The organism is Bradyrhizobium sp. RD5-C2 (assembly GCF_019972155.1).
In the GTDB taxonomy this organism is placed as follows: domain Bacteria; phylum Pseudomonadota; class Alphaproteobacteria; order Rhizobiales; family Xanthobacteraceae; genus Bradyrhizobium.
The window spans coordinates 424,135-443,047 of sequence record NZ_BOVL01000005.1 but is presented as its reverse complement, the minus strand read 5'-3'; the positions used below and the strand labels follow the sequence as shown (position 1 = coordinate 443,047).

General features: G+C 65.2%; 16 protein-coding genes. 10 read left to right on the top strand and 6 right to left on the bottom strand.

Going from position 1 to position 18,913, the window contains the following annotated elements:
* Window positions 1-204 precede the first annotated feature (204 nt).
* Window positions 205-1,119, bottom strand: a complete 915-nt coding sequence (locus BraRD5C2_RS04325; RefSeq protein ID WP_223967095.1) for a LysR family transcriptional regulator — start codon at window positions 1,117-1,119, stop codon at window positions 205-207.
* A gap of 124 nt (window positions 1,120-1,243) precedes the next feature.
* On the opposite strand from BraRD5C2_RS04325, the gene BraRD5C2_RS04320 reads away from it, so the two are divergent.
* The 3 genes from BraRD5C2_RS04320 to BraRD5C2_RS04310 all read left to right on the top strand — a co-directional run bounded on the left by BraRD5C2_RS04320 (window position 1,244) and on the right by BraRD5C2_RS04310 (window position 3,739).
* Entirely contained in the window at window positions 1,244-1,942 is a 699-nt protein-coding gene (locus BraRD5C2_RS04320; protein WP_223967093.1) for a pirin family protein, read from the top strand.
* Window positions 1,943-2,032: 90 nt separating this feature from the next.
* A complete protein-coding gene (wrbA, locus tag BraRD5C2_RS04315; protein WP_173638608.1) occupies window positions 2,033-2,632 on the top strand; it encodes an NAD(P)H:quinone oxidoreductase in 600 nt (199 codons plus the stop codon).
* A 159-nt stretch (window positions 2,633-2,791) separates the two neighbouring features.
* Window positions 2,792-3,739, top strand: a complete 948-nt coding sequence (locus tag BraRD5C2_RS04310) for a DUF5996 family protein (RefSeq protein ID WP_223967090.1) — start codon at window positions 2,792-2,794, stop codon at window positions 3,737-3,739.
* 23 nt (window positions 3,740-3,762) lie between these two features.
* Here BraRD5C2_RS04310 and BraRD5C2_RS04305 read toward each other — a convergent pair whose 3' ends face one another.
* Together BraRD5C2_RS04305 and BraRD5C2_RS04300 are read right to left on the bottom strand one after the other, a co-directional pair.
* Window positions 3,763-4,953, bottom strand: coding sequence for a GNAT family N-acetyltransferase (locus BraRD5C2_RS04305; RefSeq protein WP_374707955.1), 1,191 nt, complete (start codon window positions 4,951-4,953; stop codon window positions 3,763-3,765).
* A 27-nt stretch (window positions 4,954-4,980) separates the two neighbouring features.
* Window positions 4,981-5,952: a cupin-like domain-containing protein gene (locus BraRD5C2_RS04300; RefSeq protein WP_223967086.1), complete on the bottom strand. Its 972-nt coding sequence runs from the start codon at window positions 5,950-5,952 to the stop codon at window positions 4,981-4,983.
* A 189-nt stretch (window positions 5,953-6,141) separates the two neighbouring features.
* Between BraRD5C2_RS04300 and BraRD5C2_RS04295 the strand changes: the two genes are divergently transcribed.
* Entirely contained in the window at window positions 6,142-7,233 is a 1,092-nt protein-coding gene (locus BraRD5C2_RS04295) for a glycosyltransferase family protein (protein WP_223967084.1), read from the top strand.
* On the opposite strand, the gene BraRD5C2_RS04290 is transcribed toward BraRD5C2_RS04295, so the two are convergent.
* Window positions 7,230-8,549 carry an O-antigen ligase family protein gene (locus BraRD5C2_RS04290; RefSeq protein ID WP_223967082.1) on the bottom strand — a complete coding sequence of 440 codons (1,320 nt, stop codon included), beginning with the start codon at window positions 8,547-8,549 and terminating at the stop codon, window positions 7,230-7,232. The genes BraRD5C2_RS04295 and BraRD5C2_RS04290 overlap by 4 nt on opposite strands.
* Window positions 8,546-9,541, bottom strand: coding sequence for a glycosyltransferase family 2 protein (locus tag BraRD5C2_RS04285; RefSeq protein ID WP_223967079.1), 996 nt, complete (start codon window positions 9,539-9,541; stop codon window positions 8,546-8,548). The genes BraRD5C2_RS04290 and BraRD5C2_RS04285 overlap by 4 nt, the downstream gene beginning before the upstream one ends.
* Before the next feature lie 405 nt (window positions 9,542-9,946).
* Here BraRD5C2_RS04285 and BraRD5C2_RS04280 point away from each other — a divergent pair, with 405 nt between their 5' ends.
* Window positions 9,947-11,035: a radical SAM protein gene (locus BraRD5C2_RS04280; protein WP_223967077.1), complete on the top strand. Its 1,089-nt coding sequence runs from the start codon at window positions 9,947-9,949 to the stop codon at window positions 11,033-11,035.
* 79 nt (window positions 11,036-11,114) lie between these two features.
* Here the strand turns inward: BraRD5C2_RS04280 and BraRD5C2_RS04275 are convergent, their stop codons facing one another.
* Window positions 11,115-12,083 (bottom strand): glycoside hydrolase family 26 protein, encoded by a 969-nt coding sequence (locus BraRD5C2_RS04275; RefSeq protein ID WP_223967075.1) that lies wholly within the window; start codon window positions 12,081-12,083, stop codon window positions 11,115-11,117.
* 419 nt (window positions 12,084-12,502) lie between these two features.
* On the opposite strand from BraRD5C2_RS04275, the gene BraRD5C2_RS04270 reads away from it, so the two are divergent.
* The 5 genes from BraRD5C2_RS04270 to BraRD5C2_RS04250 all read left to right on the top strand — a co-directional run bounded on the left by BraRD5C2_RS04270 (window position 12,503) and on the right by BraRD5C2_RS04250 (window position 18,903).
* On the top strand, window positions 12,503-13,429 hold the full coding sequence (locus BraRD5C2_RS04270; protein ID WP_223967073.1) for a DUF6492 family protein: 927 nt from the start codon (window positions 12,503-12,505) through the stop codon (window positions 13,427-13,429).
* Complete coding sequence (locus BraRD5C2_RS04265) at window positions 13,423-14,865, top strand: lipopolysaccharide biosynthesis protein (protein WP_223967071.1); 1,443 nt, start codon at window positions 13,423-13,425, stop codon at window positions 14,863-14,865. The genes BraRD5C2_RS04270 and BraRD5C2_RS04265 overlap by 7 nt, the downstream gene beginning before the upstream one ends.
* Window positions 14,866-14,869: 4 nt before the next feature.
* Window positions 14,870-15,685 carry a class I SAM-dependent methyltransferase gene (locus BraRD5C2_RS04260; protein ID WP_223967070.1) on the top strand — a complete coding sequence of 272 codons (816 nt, stop codon included), beginning with the start codon at window positions 14,870-14,872 and terminating at the stop codon, window positions 15,683-15,685.
* Window positions 15,682-16,434, top strand: a complete 753-nt coding sequence (locus BraRD5C2_RS04255) for a polysaccharide deacetylase family protein (RefSeq protein WP_223967069.1) — start codon at window positions 15,682-15,684, stop codon at window positions 16,432-16,434. Before BraRD5C2_RS04260 ends, BraRD5C2_RS04255 begins: the two co-directional genes overlap by 4 nt.
* 150 nt (window positions 16,435-16,584) lie before the next feature.
* Window positions 16,585-18,903, top strand: a complete 2,319-nt coding sequence (locus BraRD5C2_RS04250) for an exopolysaccharide transport family protein (protein ID WP_223967068.1) — start codon at window positions 16,585-16,587, stop codon at window positions 18,901-18,903.
* Window positions 18,904-18,913 lie beyond the last annotated feature (10 nt).

The following is an 18,913-nucleotide window of genomic DNA, read 5'->3' as shown; positions in this document are numbered from 1 at the left end:
ACAGGTTCAGGACACAGAAATAGACGATCGCGGCAGACCACGATCATGGGTTAGTTCACACAACTTATACAATTTAAAAGGGATGACACGAATGTGACGGGTCACGCGGCCTTCAGCCTGCGTGCGAGGTGTCTCCTATTTCCGTTGAGCGCGGCCCTCTATTTCCGCTGGGCGCGGCCCTCTATTTCCGCTGGGCGCGGCCCTCTATTTCCGCTGGGCGCGGCCCTTGGCGAAATGGCTGGCGAGGAAATCCGCCAGCACCTCGACGCGAGCGGGCCGCGGGCCGCCGGGCGGCGTGACGAGATGCACGGCGCCTTCGGGCTGCTTCCAGCCTTTCAGGATCACCTCGACCTCACCGCGTGCGATCGCGTCGCCGACGATGAAGTCGGGCAGATCGGCGATGCCCAGGCCGGCGAGCAGCGCGGGCATCACCGCCTCGCCGTTGTTGACGCGCAACTGGCCGGCGGGACGCACGCTCGCCTGCTCCCCCGACGCGTTGGTGTAGTGCCAGACGCCCTGGGTCGAGAGATAGGCGTAGCCGAAGCATTTGTGCTCGGCGAGATGCATCGGATGGGTCGGCCGGCCGTGGCGCTTCAGATAGGACGGCGCAGCCACCGTGTAGCGCGGCATGCCGCACAGCCGCCGCGCGATCAGCGAGGAATCCGGCAGCCGCGCGATGCGCAGGCCGGCATCAAAGCCTTCGCCGATCAGATCGACGGTCGCGTCGCTCAGATGCAGATCGATCGCGACCTCCGGATAGGCCTCCATGAATTCCGGCAGCAGCGGCGCCACGGTCTTGATGCCGAAGCTCATCGGCACGGCGAGCCGCACCAGGCCGCGCGGCGTGGTCGATTGCGCCAGCGCCTCGTTCTCGGCCGCCTCGCCATCGGCCAGCAGCCGCGTGGCGCGCTCCGATAATTTCTGGCCGGCATCGGTCAGCGCCAGCCGCCGCGAGGTGCGATTGAACAGCCGCGCGCCGAGTCGCTCTTCCAGCCGACTGACCGCCTTCGAGACGGTCGCCTTGGACAGCGAGAGCTCGGTCGCGGCCGCGGCAAACGACCGTAATTCCACGACTTTTGCGAAGATCGCGAGCGCCTCGAAGTCCGGCAGTTTCGACATGGTAGCTGTCCCGATCGCTCAATTTGGAAACAATGAGTTTCAATAGTTTCTATTTCTATACCACAGCCGGAGGCATATCCAAGGGTCAACGAGATCGAAACCAACCTATCAAACGGAGCACCACATGATCGAACTCAGACCATTCGCAGAGCTTGGCGGCGCCGACCACGGCTGGCTCAAGGCCAAGCACCACTTCTCGTTCGCGAGCTACTACGATCCCGCCAATGTCAGCCACGGAGCGCTGCGCGTGTGGAACGACGACGAGATCGCGCCGAACTCCGGCTTCCCGGCGCATCCGCACGCCAACATGGAGATCATCACCTATGTTCGCGAAGGCGCGATCACGCACCAGGACTCGCTCGGCAACAAGGGACGCACTGAGGCCGGCGACGTGCAGGTGATGAGCGCCGGCAGCGGCATCCGCCACTCGGAGTACAATCTGGAGCCGTCCAAGACCAAGATCTTCCAGATCTGGATCGAGCCGACGACGAAGGGCGGTCACCCAACCTGGGGCTCGAAGCCATTCCCGAAGGCGGACCGCTCGGGCAAGCTCGTCACCATCGCCTCCGGCATCGACGGCGACGACGACGCGCTGCCGATCCGCGCCGATGCGCGGGTGCTCGCCACCACGCTGAAGGCCGGCGAGAGCGCGGAATACGCCGCCGACAAGGCCCGTCACCTCTATCTGGTGCCGGCGGCCGGCAGCATCGAGGTCAACGGCGTGCGCGTCAATGCGCGCGACGGCGCCGCGATCCGCGATGAAGCCACGCTGAAGATCACCGCGCTCGAGGATGCCGAGCTCGTGCTGGTCGACGCGGCCTGATCGCCACTCACACTGCATGCGCGGACGGACGTCCGCGCATGCCCCTCCCCCCGAAATCATCTTCCCCAGCAAAACCCAAAGGAGGCCATCATGGCCAAGGTTCTCGTTCTCTATTACTCCGCCTACGGTCACATCGAAGCGATGGCGAATGCCGTTGCGGAAGGCGCGCGCGAAGCCGGCGCCACCGTCGACATCAAGCGCGTGCCCGAGCTCGTGCCGGCCGAAGTCGCGAAGGCGTCGTACTACAAGCTCGACCAGCCCGCGCCGATCGCCAAGATTGACGACCTCGCCAATTATGACGCGATCATCGTCGGCACCGGCACCCGGTTCGGCCGCATGGCCTCGCAGATGGCCAATTTCCTCGACCAGGCGGGCGGGCTCTGGGCCCGGGGCGCGCTGAACGGCAAGGTCGGCGGCGCCTTCACCTCGAGCGCGACCCAGCATGGCGGCCAGGAGACCACGCTGTTCTCGATCATCACCAACCTGCTGCATTTCGGCATGACGGTGATCGGCCTGAACTACGGCTTTGCCGGACAGATGAAGCTCGATGAAGTCACCGGCGGCGCGCCCTACGGCGCCACCACGATCACCGGCGGCGACGGCAGCCGCCAGCCCAGCGAGAACGAGCTCGCCGGCGCACGCTACCAGGGACGCGCGATCGCGGAGGCTGCCCGGAAACTTCACGGCTAAACTGCACGGCTGGGTTCCACGCCCGGCTGGATACATACGCGACAGGGCGGCACTCGGTGACGATTGCCGCCCTCGCTACTGCAACGGTTCCCGAGGTCATCGGGACCATTTTCGTGATATGCCGCAAGGCTCCTTGTCGGCGCAGCCCTGAGGTTTGCCATGACCAACGCACCGAAGACCCGCTGGCCGGAACTGCCGACCGCGGCGTGGCGCGACAGCTGCGCCACGCTTCAACTCTTCACCCAAATCGCCGGCAAGATCCGGCTGGCGAAGTCGCCCTGGCTTAATCACTCCTGGCACGTCACGCTCTATGTCACGGCGCGCGGGCTGACGACCTCGCCGATCCCCGACGGTGACCGCACATTCCAGATCGACTTCGATTTCATCGATCATTTGCTGCGCATCTCGACCAGCGACGGCACCGAGCGGCAATTCGCGCTGGCCGGACAATCGGTCGCGAGCTTCTACGCGGCGATCATGGCGAACCTGCGCGAGCTCGGCGTCGACGTCGTCATCGACGAGACGCCGAACGAAATCCCCGACCCGATCCGGTTTTCGCAGGACACGCAACATGCCGCCTACGATGCGGACGCTGTGCGCCGCTTTCACCAGATCCTCGTGAACTGCGACCGCGTATTCAAGCAATTCCGGACCGGCTTTCTCGGCAAGGCGAGCCCGGTGCATTTTTTCTGGGGCAGCTTCGATCTCGCGGTGACGCGCTTCTCGGGCAGGACGGCACCGCGGCACCCCGGCGGTGTACCCCATTTGCCGGACGAGGTGGCGCACGAAGCCTATTCGCACGAGGTCAGCAGCGCCGGCTTCTGGCCGGGCGGCGGCGCGATCGATTATCCCGCATTCTATTCCTATGCTTACCCGGAACCCGCGGGCTATCGCAGCACGCCGGTGCGACCTGATGCTGCATTCTTCAGCGAGGCGCTCGGCGAATTCATCCTGCCCTACGACGCCGTGCGAATGGCTGCGGACCCGGACAGGGCGCTGCTCGAGTTCCTGCAATCAAGCTATGAGGCAGCGGCCATCAGTGCGAACTGGGACCGTGCTGCGCTGGAGTGCGCACCGGGCCAGCCGGGCGTGGTCAGAGGGGTCTAACGCCGGAGCGCCGTACAAACGGCTCAGTCATCTTCGCGCGAGGGGGGCGACTTGCCGAGCGCCTGCTTCAACCGCGCGGTGAGTTCGGGATAGTGACGCAGCGCCAGCACGGCGCGGTCGCGCAGCGCGTGGGGTTGTCCGCGCCAGCTTAAGGCTGCGCCGAGATCGACCAGCGGCGTACGCTGCGGTCCGAACCGCCGCTTGTAGCTGTAATTGCCGATCGAGAAATCGAACTCCCGCACACCGTCCTTGTGCAGCGCTGCGATAGTGCGATCGATGATCAGCCGACCCGGCGAACAGGCCGACCATTTCTCGCCCGCATTGCTGATGCGGATCATGACGTAGCGCGAGCCGGTGCGGATGCCGAGCAGCGTCGCCACCACTTCGTCGCGGGTTGCAAGTGCGGTCATCACGGCATAGCCGCGACTGGTGCCTTCGCGCACGAGATCGCGATAGAAGGCGGCGCAGTCCGCATTGCCGAGCACATAGTTGAGGCCGAGGCCGTTCAGCCGCGCGCCCTGCTGCATTTCCGTCGTGGACAGAAGGTCCAGCGCCTCGCCGGTATCCGTGGCAACCCTGAACGCCGCGGACGGCTCGCGCGTGAACACGCGCCAGCTCCGCCCCAATTCCTTGCGGACCTTGCGGTCCAACTCGTAGCGCCAGGCATTGTGGTCGTCGCCGATGGTCAAGAGATTGCCGTTGACGACCGATGGTCCGACGCCATCGAGCAGCGCCAGCGGGTTGGGTCGCGTCGCGAGCTTGACGGGCATCTTGCGAAACCGGATGAGATCGGCCCCGCCGTGCGCCTTGCGCAGCGCGGCCTGCAAATCCCGCCAGAACTGCCATGCGGCGACCTCGTCGCGCGGCGCGGCGGGGCCGAGGATCGGCGCGTTGAAATCGGTGAGATTGAGGTCGGCGAATTCGACGATGCGCAGGCTGCCTTGCCGGTGACAGATCAGCGGCAGCAGTGCCGCCCGCTCACCGGTCGCGGCATCGCTGACAAGGGCGATCAGCGGCTCGACGCCGTCGGTCGACGCGAAGGCGCGGTACCATGACGCATACCATTGCGGATGCTGGAACGCCGTGAGCGGCTCGAAAGTCCCCCAGCGGGCAGCCGCCTGTGCCCAATCGGAATCCAATTCGACGCGATAGCCGACCGCATAGGCGGCGACCCCCGCCCCGAATTTCTCAACCGCTGTCGTCAAGACCGTCATTCCAGCACCTGCTACCGGCAAGCTCGCCTACGCCGCTTCCAACGCCGCCTTGGGCGGGTTCTTGGGCGGGTCCTTGGGCAGGTCGACGATCTTGCCGAGATCGCTCTCGTCGAGGCGGAAGTCGATCGTGCGCCGCACCGCGCGTTCGCGCTTCACCCACTTGCCGTCGCGCAGCAGCTTCTGCATCACCTGCTTGGCGAAGAAGGTCGGGCCGCGGATGCTGCGGCTGCGCGGCGTGTAGCCGAAGCGATGACGCAACATGCCGTTGGCGAGATGCAGGATCTGGGCGCGGCGGATGTCGTCGTTGACATAGGAGATCGTCATCGAGATGTTGACAGTATCGAGGTTCTCGACACGGTGCGGCGCATTGAGCGGCCAGTTCAGCATCTGGCCCGGTTCGAGATCGATCACCTGCGCATGCCAGTCATACCAGGGCTCGTACGGGATATCGACCTCGACGTCGAACAGCGCGATGTTCTCGAGATGCTCGGGCCGGATGAACGGCTGGGTGCTGGGATAGATGTAGACCCGCTTGCGGCCCGCGATCTGGACCAGGCCCTGCCCCGGCAGATCGGCGTGGTAGTAGACCTGCGCATCAGGCGACGAGATGAGGATACCGGCCTGATGGGTCGGCGCATCGAAGCCGGGAACCTTGGCCGCGATCTCGCCGAACATCCGCTCGATCATGTCGCGATAGCGGCGATCGATCGCGGTGACGTTGCGCAGGTTCAGCCACAGGCCGCCGCGCGAAATCGCCTCGATCACCTGATGGCCGCGCAGCCTGCCGATCTCGCCCTCGCGCCAGACCCGGCTCGATCCCTTGGCGCCGGTCTTGACCAGGCTGTAATGCTCGCGCGGATAGTGCTCGATCAGCTTGGCGAGATCATCCATCGAAAACGCCGGCTGCTTGTGCATGGTGTGCTCGAGCCGGATCGGCTGATGGCTCCAGAGCCTGGAATGGTCGTCATCCCAATTCGTGAAGATCTTGCCCGTCGTCATGGTCGCGCTCCTGCTCCGCCGTTTCGCTTCATCCGATGTCCCGTTCCGGGACGAGCCGGCAGCTCTTGAGCAGGGATTGGCAAGAACGGTGCCGTCGCGTATGCGCGCGGGGTTACACAACGCTAATGTCTCGCCGATATGGATAACCGCGACGTTTCCGGGGCCGGCCGCCGTGGCCGACAGGACTGAATGACTGAACCACCCCGATATCGCGCGCTGTTTCTCGGCGCCGGGCCGCAGATGCACTGCGGCGTCGGGCAATTCACCCGCCTGCTGCAGGAGACGCTCGACAAGATCGAGCCCGGCGCCAGCACGGCGTTAACCCTGACCCAGACCGACGGCACCATCGCCGAGACCTGGCGCGCGGTCGGCAGCGCCGACAGCGTGGTCTGCAACTTCCCGATCGTGGCCTGGAAGCGCGTGATTGCACGCCCGCTGCTCGCGCTGCTGTTTGCCCGGCTGCGGCGCCGCAAGGTTGTCTTGATTCAGCACGAATGGGCCGGCCTCAACGGCATCCGCCGGCTGACCTATATCCCCGCTTTGTGGCTCGCCAACACCATCGTGATGTTCTCGCCGCTGGTACGCCGCGAACTCGCCGACGATCGCATCATGCGCGGCATGGTGCGGAAATGCGTGCTGGCGCCGCTGCCGCCGAACATCGCCGCGCCGGCCGGCTTTTCGGATTCGATGCTGCTGCAGCGGCTCGTCGCGGCACGCAGCAAAGGCCAGCTCATCGTCGGGCATTTCGGCTCGATCTATCCCGGCAAGCAGCCGAACGGGCTGCTCGAGATCGGTGCGATCCTGAAGCAGCGGGGCCTGGAGCCCTTGATCGTCTATGTCGGCTCCTTCATCCGCGGCACCGACAATATCGAGCAGAAGTTCTATGCCCGCGTCGCCGAGCTGGGGCTGAAGGGCGATGTGATCGTCTCCGGCTATGTCGCGTCCGATCACGAGGTGTTCGGCCTGCTCGGCGAGATCGACGTGTTCTGCTACTCGCTGGCCGAGGGCCTGACCGCGCGACGCTCCAGCATCCTGGCCTGTGTGCAGTCGGGTCGGCCGTTGATCGTCACCGGCCCGGCGCTGCCGGACGAATTCGACCACCATCCGCGCTTCAAGGAATTGATCGATCGCGGCGCCATCCTGCTGGTGCCGCGCGACGCCGACAGTGCGGCCTATGCCGACCGGATCGTCACGGCGCTGAAGCGGCCGACCGTGCCCGTGCCGTTCGATTTCGACGCCTGGTGGACGGACGTTGCCAACGCGGTCCGCGCACAGCTCTAGATCTCGCCGCGCATCCGGAACCGGGCCAGATAATGCAGTCCGAATACCGCGATCAGGAACGTCACCCAGATCGTATCGGCGCGATCGAGAAAGAAGCTCTCCATCGACGACAAATAGAGCCCGAACAGCCAGATGCGCAGGAACAGCATCGTCAGCGGCGCATCATTGCCGCCACCATCCGCGGCCTGGAAGTCGCGCAACGGCTTGACGACCACCGCCGCGATCAGCAGCACGAGACCCGGCAGACCGGTCCCCAGCGCGGTATCGAGATAGCCATTGTGGCTGTGCGAGGCGTAGCCCGCCCACTCCTTGCCTTCCTGCAGGTTCTGGATCGCGCTGGTGCCCCAGAACGACTCGAAGCCGTAGCCGGTCCATAGCCGCTGATGCAGCGATTCGAGGGCGAAAGCCCAGATGTCGGCGCGGCCGGTGAACGACGTATCGATCGGCATCCGGTCGGCGATCGCGGCGAGCGTATCGCTCATCACGGTGCCGACGCTGAACAGATTGAGCAGCAGCAGCGGCGTCAGCAGCAGCAGCGCGCGGCCCCAAAGCGAGCGGATCATCGGCATCAGCGCGGTCAGCATCAGCACGGCGGCACAGAGCACGATCGCGCTCTTGCCGGCGGTGAAGAACAGGAACACCGCGGCGAGGGTGGTCACGGCGATGCCCGACAGCCAGCCGCCGGCCCGCATCAGATAGATGCCAAGGAAGATCAGCATCGCCATCATCGCGGCCGCGACGTTCTTGTGGCCGAACGCGCCGCGCCAGTTGCCGGCAAGCGCCGGTTCCTGCGGATCGGTGGCCTGGTGGATCGACAGATGCGGCGCCAGGAAGACGCCGAGGTAACACGTCACGAGCAGGACCAGCGCGGCGGTGCCGAACCAGCGCATCAATTCGCCCTGCGATTTCGGCAGCAGCAGCAGCGTCGCGGTCACCACGATGACGAACACCGACAACGCCAGGCGACGCAGCGAGGTGGCGGGATCAGACGACAGCACGACGGTGACGCAGATCCAGCCGACGAACAGCAGGAAGGCCGGCGTCAGCAGCGACTTCAGCGCCGGCAGATTGTCGCGCAAGGTCAGCGCCAGCATCGCGACCATCAGCACGCCGAACAGCGCGTAAAGCACCGCATCCTTGCCGGTGACCACGTCGCCGACATAGAAGCCGCTCAGATCCGCGAACGGCCGCAGCGATATCCAGACCAGCAGGAGGATGCCGACAAAGAATGCGCCGCGGACGATGTCCATCACCGGCCGGCGCGCAATGTCGGCGATCAACGCCCGGCTTTCCGCGGTGACGGACAACTCACTCACGACGCGATCTTGGAGGCCGCATAGGGCTGCGGCTCGATGCCGAGCACGGCAAGCGCGCTGCCGACCGCGACCACCATCGGATGCATCGCAATCACCGCCTGTTGCTCGCGCAGCACGATGCGCGTGAAACGATACAGCGAGAACGGCACCAGGCCGAACATCTTGGCCTTAACCGCCGCGCGTGACCACATTGTCTGCGCCGCCTTGCGCTCGATGTGATAGTTGATCGCGCCGATCCGCAATCCGCGCCGCACGATCCAGCCGAGATTGGTCCGGGTCGAGGGAACGGTCTCGCTGATGGCGGCGTCCGTGACCCAGAAGAAGCGAAAGCCGGCGCGGCGCGCACGCGCGAAGAAATCGTGGTCGCCGCCGCCGAGGAAGTTGAAACGCAGGTCAAAGGCGGGCTGTCCGAGCTTGTCGAACACCGCGCGCCGGATCAGGCAGTTGCCGCAGCCATAGATCACCGGAACCGGACCGCTGGCGTGATAGGCCGGCGCAAACGCTGGATGGCGCTTGAGGCCGCCCTTGTGCTTGTCGTCGAAATTCGGCCACACCGGGCCGCCGACGATCTCGGCGCCGGAACTCTCGGCCGCCTGCAGCATCCGCTCCAGCCAATCGGGCGAGGCAACCTCGTCGTCGTCGATCATCAGGAAGTTCTGCGCGTTCGGAAACGTCTCGAGCGCGGTCTCGAATGCCGCGTTGATCGCCTGGCAATTGCCCTGCCGCGGCTCGACGATGCAGACACCGCGAAGCTTGCCGGAATTGAGGAACTCGGCTGCGACCGGCGCGCTCTCGCACCGCGCGGCATCGTTCTCGACCACAACGATCGCAAAGCTGCGCTCGGTGCGCTGAGCCGCCACGGACTCCAGCGTCAGCCGCAGGTGCTTCGGCCTCCGGAAGCTCGGGATGCAGACGACGGTCTCAATGGAGCAATCGAGCGCGGGCGAGATGGTTACCCAGGCGCGGTCCGCTACAGCAAGCTCAGTCGACATCTCCATGCCCTCCTGGCAATCGCGATCCGCACGAAGCACCGTCCCGGCACGGATCGGAATGGGACATGGCCGTCCCAAAGTGACCGGCGCGGGCAGCGATACGGCCGCGGATCGAACGTTACGGCGACCTCATGGCAAAATCCGCTCCAGGTGAGACCCGCGTTACCGCAACTTCGTCGCAAGGTTAATTTGAAGTCGAACGAAGCGATTCTGCTGGAATGAGCGGCCGCGTGGGAGTGAGTCCTCGCGATCGGCGTCACGCCGTTAGCTGATTCTTAGGGTTAAGAGCCGTCGCGCGCGCGTGCGGCGTACCTCGCGCTCCAGTTGGCATTCAATTTGCTGATCACCCCATAAATCCTCGATCGATCCGGTCGCAACAACGCAAAACACTGCCTGAGGTTCACCTTGAAAGCGCTCGACCTCGTCTCGCTCGGCACCAAGCACGTCCGCAACGCCCTCTCGGAAGAGCTCTATTTGCGCACCGGACGGGACGTCACCCGCCCGGCCGCGATCTTCGCCGAGGTGGTCGAACGCTGCAATTACAAGTGCCGCTACTGCGACTACTGGCGTCGTCCGAACTATCGCGACGAGATGTCGATCGACGAATGGCAGCGCGCGCTCGCGAGCCTGAAGGAATTCATCGGCGCCTATCACGTCGAGTTTGCCGGCGGCGAGCCCTACATCAAGAAGGGCTTCCTCGACCTGCTGCGGTTCTGCCGCGACAACGACATCCACTGGGGCGTCACCACCAATGGCGGCGCCTACCTCAACAAGAAGATCGTGGCGCAAACCGTCGAGGCGCACCCGTTCAACATCAACATCTCGATCGACTCAACCGATCCCAAGATTCACAACTACTCGCGCGGCGTCGAAAACTCGCTGAGCGACATCGTGCAGGGCATCCGCAACATCGCCGAGCAGCGCCGTGCCGAAGGTCTGGATTTCCCGATCATCATCAAGCCGGTCGTGCACCGTCTGAACTTCCGCCGCCTGCCCGAAATGGTCGACTGGATCCAGCAGATCGGTGCCACCGCGCTGAGCTTCCAGCCGGTCGAGCAGGGCACGCAGGAGGTCGAGGACGAGCTGTGGATCGGCGAGAACGAGCTGGACGATCTCATCAAGGTCCGCGACGAGTTGTTGCGGATGAAGCGCGAGGGCGCACCGATCCTCAACGGCGAGGCCGTGCTGCGGGCCTGGCCGAACCATTTCCGCCGCGAGAAGGCACCGAAGGAAGTGATGCCCTGCCGCGTCGGCATGCGGAATTACTTCATCCGCTCCGACGGTCGCCTGGAAACGTGCTGGTTCTTCAAGCCGATCGGCAACGTGCGTACCCAGACCGCACGCGAGATCTGGTACAGCGAGGAAGCGCAGGCCCGACGCAAGGAGACCGTCGCCTGCGACAAGCTCTGCCTGTTCACCTGCCTTGCGCAGCGCACGCTACAGGACAAGCTGAAGATGGGCCTGACGCTGTTGACCAACACCAAGGCCGCCTGACGCAGCAAGAGAGAAACCGCAAAGCCCGGTCTGTCCCCAAGGACGGAACGGATCGGGCTTTTGCTTGATCGTGCTGGGCTCAGCCCGCGAACAGCTTGCGGAACAGGCTCGCGGACTTTGGAAACTGGCCGTTGTCGATCTGTGTCGGCCACAGGCCGTCGACATTGAAATAGGCCGCATAGGCGATCGCAGCTTGATTGGCGGCGAACCAGTCGTGCATCTGCTGCACGAAGAACGCGTTGTCGCCGGACTGCCCGACGCCCCACTCCGGATAGCTCATCAGCTTGCCGTGCTTCGCTGCAAACGTCCGCTGCCATTCGAGACCGAACGGCGCCTTCAGACAGGAATTGGTCCAACGCTCCGCCGCGCTGCCTTCGGATTTGAAATCGTAGACGTCGAGGCCGATGAAGTCGACGACATCATCGCCGGGATAGGCGGTGTCGGCCGGCATGTCCTGAGCTCCCCAGCCCGGACACCAGTCGAACTTGAAACTGCGGGAATGGCGACGGAAGATTCCGACCACGCGGCGGAACGCCTTGATGTAGTCGTCCTCGTGGCCCTTGGCGAACCAGCCCGAGTTGGAGATGTTCATCTCCCAGCCGAGGCGGATGATCGCCTTCGGATGCGCTCCTGCAATCGCGCGCGCGGCCGCCTCGAACTCGGCATCGTGCAGGCCACCCGCGACATCGGCGAGCGGCGTGCCGGCCATGGTGAGCGGCACCGACCACACCAGGTTGCGCGCCGGATTGAGCTTCTTCCAGAGTCCCGGCACCCAATCGAGTTTGTGAAAGTCGTCCCAGCCGCTCTGGCCATAGAAGTCGACGCCGAGCACTGACGACCGCGGCCGATTGAGCCATGTCTCCCAGGTCTGCAACACATGCTCGCGGCCGATCTCGCCCCAATTGACGAAGGCACCGGCGAACCGCGCCGACCCCGTCCCGAGCTGCGATCGGGCTGACGGCGCGGCCCGCGCGGTCGACAGTCCGCCCAGGGCAAGCGCCGCGACTACGAGGGCACCGCGCCGCGTGATCCCGCGATCAGTTGGCATCGTGCGCTCCGGCCGGCTGGCTTAAAGCGCGCGTGCCAAAAGCACACAGCGCCGACAGTGCGGATGTCTCGAAATGGACTGATGGTGCAGCCCGCCGTTCGGCCGTGCCGCTTACCCACCGGAAATACCATCGAATCTGCATGTGCACTCGCCCGCGCCGACCACGTCGGCATTCGAGACGCCAGCACTGCAATATCCGGGCAACATCCCGGTCCAGCGTCAAAATCGCGCAGCCGGACGATGATTTGCAATCCGTTAACGGCCGCGGCGGGCCGTCATTTAGCAATCGTTAACCATCAACGCCGTCGATAGGGTCATCAAATTTCTCCGGCACCGATCTTGCTGAACTGGGGTTCAGGACAAAGTCCGGCGGCCACGATGTGCCGCCGTGAAACGGTGTCGCCGGAGAGAGTTACGAGATGAACCCTGTCGCGTTGCTGACCCCGACCTACGGGCGCGATCTGGAAATCTGCACGCTGCTCTGCGAGAGCGTGGATCGTCACGTCACGTCGTTCTCCAGGCACTATCTGCTGGTCCCGGATTGCGACCTGCCGCTATTCGCGCCGCTGGCCAGCGAGCGCCGCATCATCATTCCGGCCTCCTCCTTCCTGCCCGACTGGCTGCGGCCGCTGCCGCGCATGATCCAGCGCAAGCGCCGCCAGTTCTGGTGGTCGCTGCGCGCCAAGCCGGTGAACGGCTGGCACGTGCAGCAGATCCTGAAGATCGCGGCGACGATCGCGTTGCCTTATGAGCGGTTCTGCATCCTGGATTCCGACATCGTGTTCTTCCGCGATTTCGACCTTTCGCGCTTCCAGTATCCGAACACGATCCCGCTGCTGAAGATGGTGGACGCGGTCACCGCCGACCAGCCGCGCCATTCGCGCTGGCTCGAGACCAGCCATCAGCTGATCGGCCTGCCGACGCCGCCCTTCCCGGCACCGGATTTCATCGGACACATCATCTTCTGGGACAAGCAGACCACGCGCGCGCTCGCTGAGCGCATCGAGGCCGTCTCCGGGATGAGCTGGATCGAGGCGCTGTGCCGGACCCGCGAGTTCTCCGAATATCTGCTGTACGGCTTCTTCGTCGAAAACGACGAGTCCGCCGCGCTGCGACACTCAGACGTACCGAAGACGCCATGCGTCAGCTACTGGGACGATCCGACCCTGAGCAAGGACGAGCTCACCCGGCTGCTGCTGCGCGCCAACCGGGACGACGTCGCATTCTCGATCGCATCGTTCTCGGGAACGCCGGTCGCGACGATTCGCGAGGTCGTGGCCGAGAGCGACGCGATCCTGGCGTCGTCGGCGGCCACAATGGTCTCGGAGCTCGCCGCATCATGCTGATCGGACAGGCCAGCATCAACCTGACCGCCAACGTGCTCTCGGCGCTGCTCGGACTCTTCAGCGTGTTCATTTTCACGCGGCTGTTCGCACCGCATGACTATGGCGTCTATCTGCTCGGTATCGGCTTCGCCTCCGTCATATCGGTTTTCCTGGTCGGCTGGTTTCGCAACCTGATCCTGAGCGGCCATGCCCGCAACGACGGCACCGATGTCCGCGGCCTGGTCGTGTCGGGTTACCTGATCTGCTGCCTCACCGCGCCGCTCGCCTATCTGCTGGCCCGCCTCGTCGGCCTCGATGGCGCCGCCGCGCTCGCGGCCGTGGTCCTCGCTGTTGCAATCGGCCTGTTCGAGCTGACGCAGGATCTGCTGCGTGCGCGGCTGAAGGCGCTCTCGGTCATGAAGGCCACGCTGGTCCGCGCGGCCGCCCTGCTCGGCCTTGGCGTCGTGGTTGCGCTGGCCAGCCCGACCGGCGTGCTGCTGCTGCTCGCGGCCGCCTCGGCCTATCTCGTCGCGGTGCTCGTGCAATCGCGCAGCGCATGGCGCGGCACCATCATCAGTTTCGACCGTGCCGACCTGCGATCGCTCGCCCGCACCAGCCTGCCGCTGACCTTGTCGCTGACGCTGCTCGCGATCTCGAGCGTGACCGACCGTTTCATGATCGCCAACCTGGTCGGCGCCGCCGATGCCGGCAAATATGTCGCCGCGCTCGACCTGGTGCGGCAGACCCTGATGATGCCGGCGATGAGCATGGCCGCGGCGTTCTTTCCGATGGCCGTGCAGATCCATGCCCGGCAAGGCGACGCCGCAGTCACGAGCCATCTCGCCGATTGCCTCGAGCTGCTTGCCGGCGTCACGCTGCCGGCCTGTCTCGGCTTTGCGCTGATCGCCCCGCACGTCGCCAACATCGTCCTCGGCGCGGACTTCCGCGCGGTTGCAAGCGAGATCATGCCGATCATCGCGATCGCCGTGCTGTTCCAGGTGCTGACGCAGCAATATCTGCATGCGAGCTTCCTGCTGTCGGGACGCAATTCCTTCTACCTGATCAACACCGCCTCGATCATCGCCGCGAATGTGATCCTGTCCTACCTGCTGGTCAGCCTTGATGGCACGATCGGCGCGGCATGGGCGCGGCTCGGCGCCGACATCACGGGCTTTGTCTGCGCCCTGATCCTGAGCCGCTTCGCCTTCCAGGTTCCGATCCCGCTCGGCCGGCTTGCTCTGATCACGATCGCCGCGCTCGCGATGGCGCTCACCGTCGGCGCGCTCGATCGCGCTCTCGACCTCACCGATCTCCCCGCCAGCATCCTGCTGATCGGAGCCGGGCTCGTCGTCTATGCCGCGCTCTGCTGGCTGTTCGACATCGCGCGCCTGCGCGGCCGGCTGAAGCGGGGCCTTGTCATGTTCTACACCAGATCCGCAAACAGCAACGTTGGATGAGCCGATGAACAGATCCCTCGCGCTTGCTACGCGTCCCGCCCCGCTCGCCGAACTCCCGATGCCCGTCCCCGCTGAAATCCATCCGGAATCGCTGCTCGCACTGCCGCCCGGCGAAGCCAAGCAGAGCCTGCTCACGGTTCACAGCATCCTCGAAGCCCGGCTGCCGGCCGGTCCGCTCGCGATATACGAGGCCGGCGGCGGCTCGACCAGCTATCTGCCGCTCGGCGTGCTGCGCCGTTCGCATGTGACCGTCGTCGACATCGACGCCGATCAGATCCGCAACAACGCATATGCGCAGGAAGCCATCCTCGGCGACATCCAGACCTATCGCTTCCCGCCGCAGCGTTTCGACCTGATCATCTGCTACAACGTCATCGAGCACATCCCCGACGTGGAAGCCGTGCTGAGCGGGTTCTGCGAGGCGCTGAAGCCGAACGGCCTGCTGCTGATCGGCGCACCGAACCCGAAGTCGCTGTCGGGCATCGTCACGAAGTACTCCCCGCACTGGTTTCACGTCTGGTTCTACCGCCATGTGCGCGGCGAGAAGCACGCCGGGCTGCCGGGCGAGGCGCCGTTCCCGACCCATTTCCATCCGCTGGTGACCCTCGGCAACCTCGAGGCGTTCGCGGCCGGCCGCGGACTGCAGGTGATCTACCGGAAGAAGTACGAGAGCCCGCGCTATCCCGAGATGCGCCGGCGCAAGCCGCTGCTGGCCACGGTAATCGACGTGGCGGCGAAAGCGATGAACGCGTTGCTGCCGGGCAAGACCGACGTACGGCACGGCGACTACCACGTGATCTTGCGGAAGCTCGGCTCATGAACGCATTGTGGTCGGAAGCCAGGGTCAAGGTCAGCCACCGGCTGGCGATGCATGTGCAGGTCGAGCGATTCCGCCTGAACAATGCCACGCCGATGGTGACCTTCACCTTTGACGATCTGCCGAGGAGCGCAGCGACGTTCGGCGCCGACATCCTCGAATCCTACGGCGCCCGCGGCACCTTCTACGTGTCGGGCGGACTGGTTGGACTGGACGCACCGGACTGGACCACCGGCAGCGCCGACGACGTCATCTCGCTGCATCGCCGTGGCCATGAGGTCGGCTGCCACACGTTCTCGCACCGCCGCGCCTGCGATCTCGACGAGACCTCGCTGGCCGCGGAGATCGCGCGCAACCGGACCTATTTCCATTCGCTCGATCCGACCATGCCGGTCGAGACCTTCGCCTACCCGTTCGGCTACGGCTCCTACGCGCGGAAGCACCAGTTGAGGTCGGAATTCCGCACCTGCCGCAGCATCGTGCCCGGCGTGAACAGCGGCGAGGTCGACCTGCAATTCCTCCGCGCCATGCCGCTGATCGACCGCCAGATGTCCCGCGACCGGATCGACATGGCCTTCGCCGAGGCGGCACACATGAACGGTTGGTTAATTTTCTACAGCCATGACGTCGCCGACACGCCGAGCCTCTATGGCTGTACGCCTGACCTGATGACCTACACGCTGGAGACGGCGGCGCGGCGCAATGTCCCTGTGTTGACGATGGCGGAGGCGTTCCGATGCGCCCGCGCTTAAACCCTTTGTTTGCCTTTCTGGTGAATAGTCGGCGAATGAGTATGGTTAATTTTTCGTGTTGCGTGTTTTCCGCGTCTCGTGCGCGTTGCGTGGCCCGAAAGAGTGCTCCTCAGCCGATGCGTGCGGCCATTCAGACGGAAGCTGGGGTCGATGCTTAGCTATGACCAGCCGATCAACCGGGCCAAACCGGAGCCGGGCCGGGCCGCAATCCCGGCCGGCTTCAACGTGCTCGAGCTGGCCCGGCTGCTGTGGGCGCGCAAGGTCGCGATGGTCTCAGCCGCACTGCTCTGCGCCTGCATCGCGGTCGCGGTCGGCAAGAGCCTGACACCGAAATATACCGCCGGCGCCCAGCTCTATGTCGACCCGCGCGAGCTGCAGCTGGTCGAGCGCGAGCTGACCCCGCGCGCCCAGGATGTCTCCGGCCTCTCGATGGTGGTCGAGAGCCAGTCGCGCCTGATCACATCCAACAACGTGCTGCTGCAGGTGATCCGCGACACCACTTTGGTGAAGGATCCCGAGTTCGGCGGTGGCGCCGCGAGCCGCGGCCTGCTCGCCTCGCTGCTCGGCCTGTTCGGCATCGAGCCGCGCACGACGGCCGAACAGCAACAGCAGATCGAGATGACGACGCTCGACACGCTGAACCGTCATATCAACGTCAAGAAGACCGATCGCACCTTCATCGTCGATATCGACGTGTGGTCGCACGATCCGGTCAAGGCGGCGATGCTCGCCAACGCGATTGCCAAGGCCTATCTCACCGAGTCCAAGCAGTCGCAGGCCGAGGCCGCGCGGCGCGCCACCCGCGACCTGTCCGGCCGGCTGAAGGAGCTACAGCAGCGCCTGCGCAACGCCGAAGAGACGCTCGCGACCTACAAGGCGCAGAACAACTTCGTCGGCTCGCAGGACAATCTGCTCACCGACCAGCAGCTCTCGGTCGGCAACCAGCGGCTGGCCGCCGCGCGGGCGCTCACACTCGATGCGCAGGCCAAGTATGACCAGATCGAAGCCAGCCGCCGCGGGTCGATGGACGCGGGCGCGACCGCCGAAGCGCTGCAGTCGCCGACCATCGCCAATCTGCGCTCGCAATATGCCGATGCGAAGAAGCGGCAGGCCGAGCTGCAGGGCGAGCTCGGGCCACGCCATCCGGCGCTCCGCCAGGTCGAGCAGCAGGTCGAGGACCTGCGCCGGACCATCAAGGAAGAGATCGACCGCTTTGCGGTATCCGCGAAGAACGATCTGACCCGGGCGCGCGACTATGAAGCCTCGCTCAACAAGGCGCTCGACGTTCAAAAACACCAGAGCGTGCAGATGAGCCAGGCGTCAGTGCGGCTGCGCGAGCTCGAGCGCGAGGTCGATGCCAGCCGGGACGTCTATCAGTCCTTCCTCAAGCGCTCACGCGAGACCGAGGAGCAGGAGAGCCTCAACACCTCAAGCGCGCGCGTGATCGGCGATGCGACGATCCCGCAGCAGCGCACGTTCCCGCCGCCGATGACCCTGCTCGCGATGATCGGCTTCATGTTCGGCGCCCTCGCCGCAGCAGCCTGGATCGTTGCAGCCGGTCAGCTGGCGCCCGGCGCCGATCCGATCCGTCCCAGGCTCCAGCCGAAACAGGATGCCGTGCCGGAGCGGCAACCCGTTATCGCGATGGCCAAGCCGCCCGTGCCGGCGCCGCCCGCGATCCAGCCGGCTGCCGCTCTGATCGACAAGCTCGTGATCGAGAAGCCGCTGATCGCCGAGCTGCAGGAATCCGACGTCATGCGCACGCTTGGCGGTATCCTGACCGGCGACAATCCCGCCGACGTTACGCGGTTCGGCTGGCCGACGCTGCGGACCAGTTCGGCGCTGGGGCCGTTCTCCAACACGATGCGGCAGATCCATGCAGTACTGGCGACCGGCGCCGCCCCGGAAACCGTTCCGGTGCTGGCCGTGATCGGCACCGCCGACGATCCCGACCGCAGCGTTGTCGCGCTCAACATCGCGCTCGTCGCCGCACGCGACGGCGCCCGCGTCCTGCTGATCGACGCCGACGCTGCCGTCCACGCGCTGACCGACAGGGTCGCGCACCCCATCCAGAGCAAGCCGAGCCGGCTCGACTGGCTCACCATCGGCAGCAAGGCGTCCCGCGCCATCAACACCGCAAACGGCATTGCCATCCTGCCGGCGATTCAGGGTAATCCCGCCAGGGCCAGCGAGGCGATCCAGAAGGCGATCGCGCAGGCGCGCTCCGCCGGTGGCTACGATCTCGTGATCCTCGACGGCCCGCCGATGCCGTGGGGTGCGGACGAACGGCGGCTGTTCGACATGGCCGACGGGCTGATCGCGGCGCTGCCGGTGGATCGCGACATCAACGCGTCAATGGAAGACATCATCACCGCGCTCGGTGGTGCCGAGCGCAAGCTCGCCGGTGTCGTGCTCAACGAACTCCAGCCGACTGTCGCAAGTCCGCAACGCGACAAGCAGTATGCGTGAGTAGCACGCC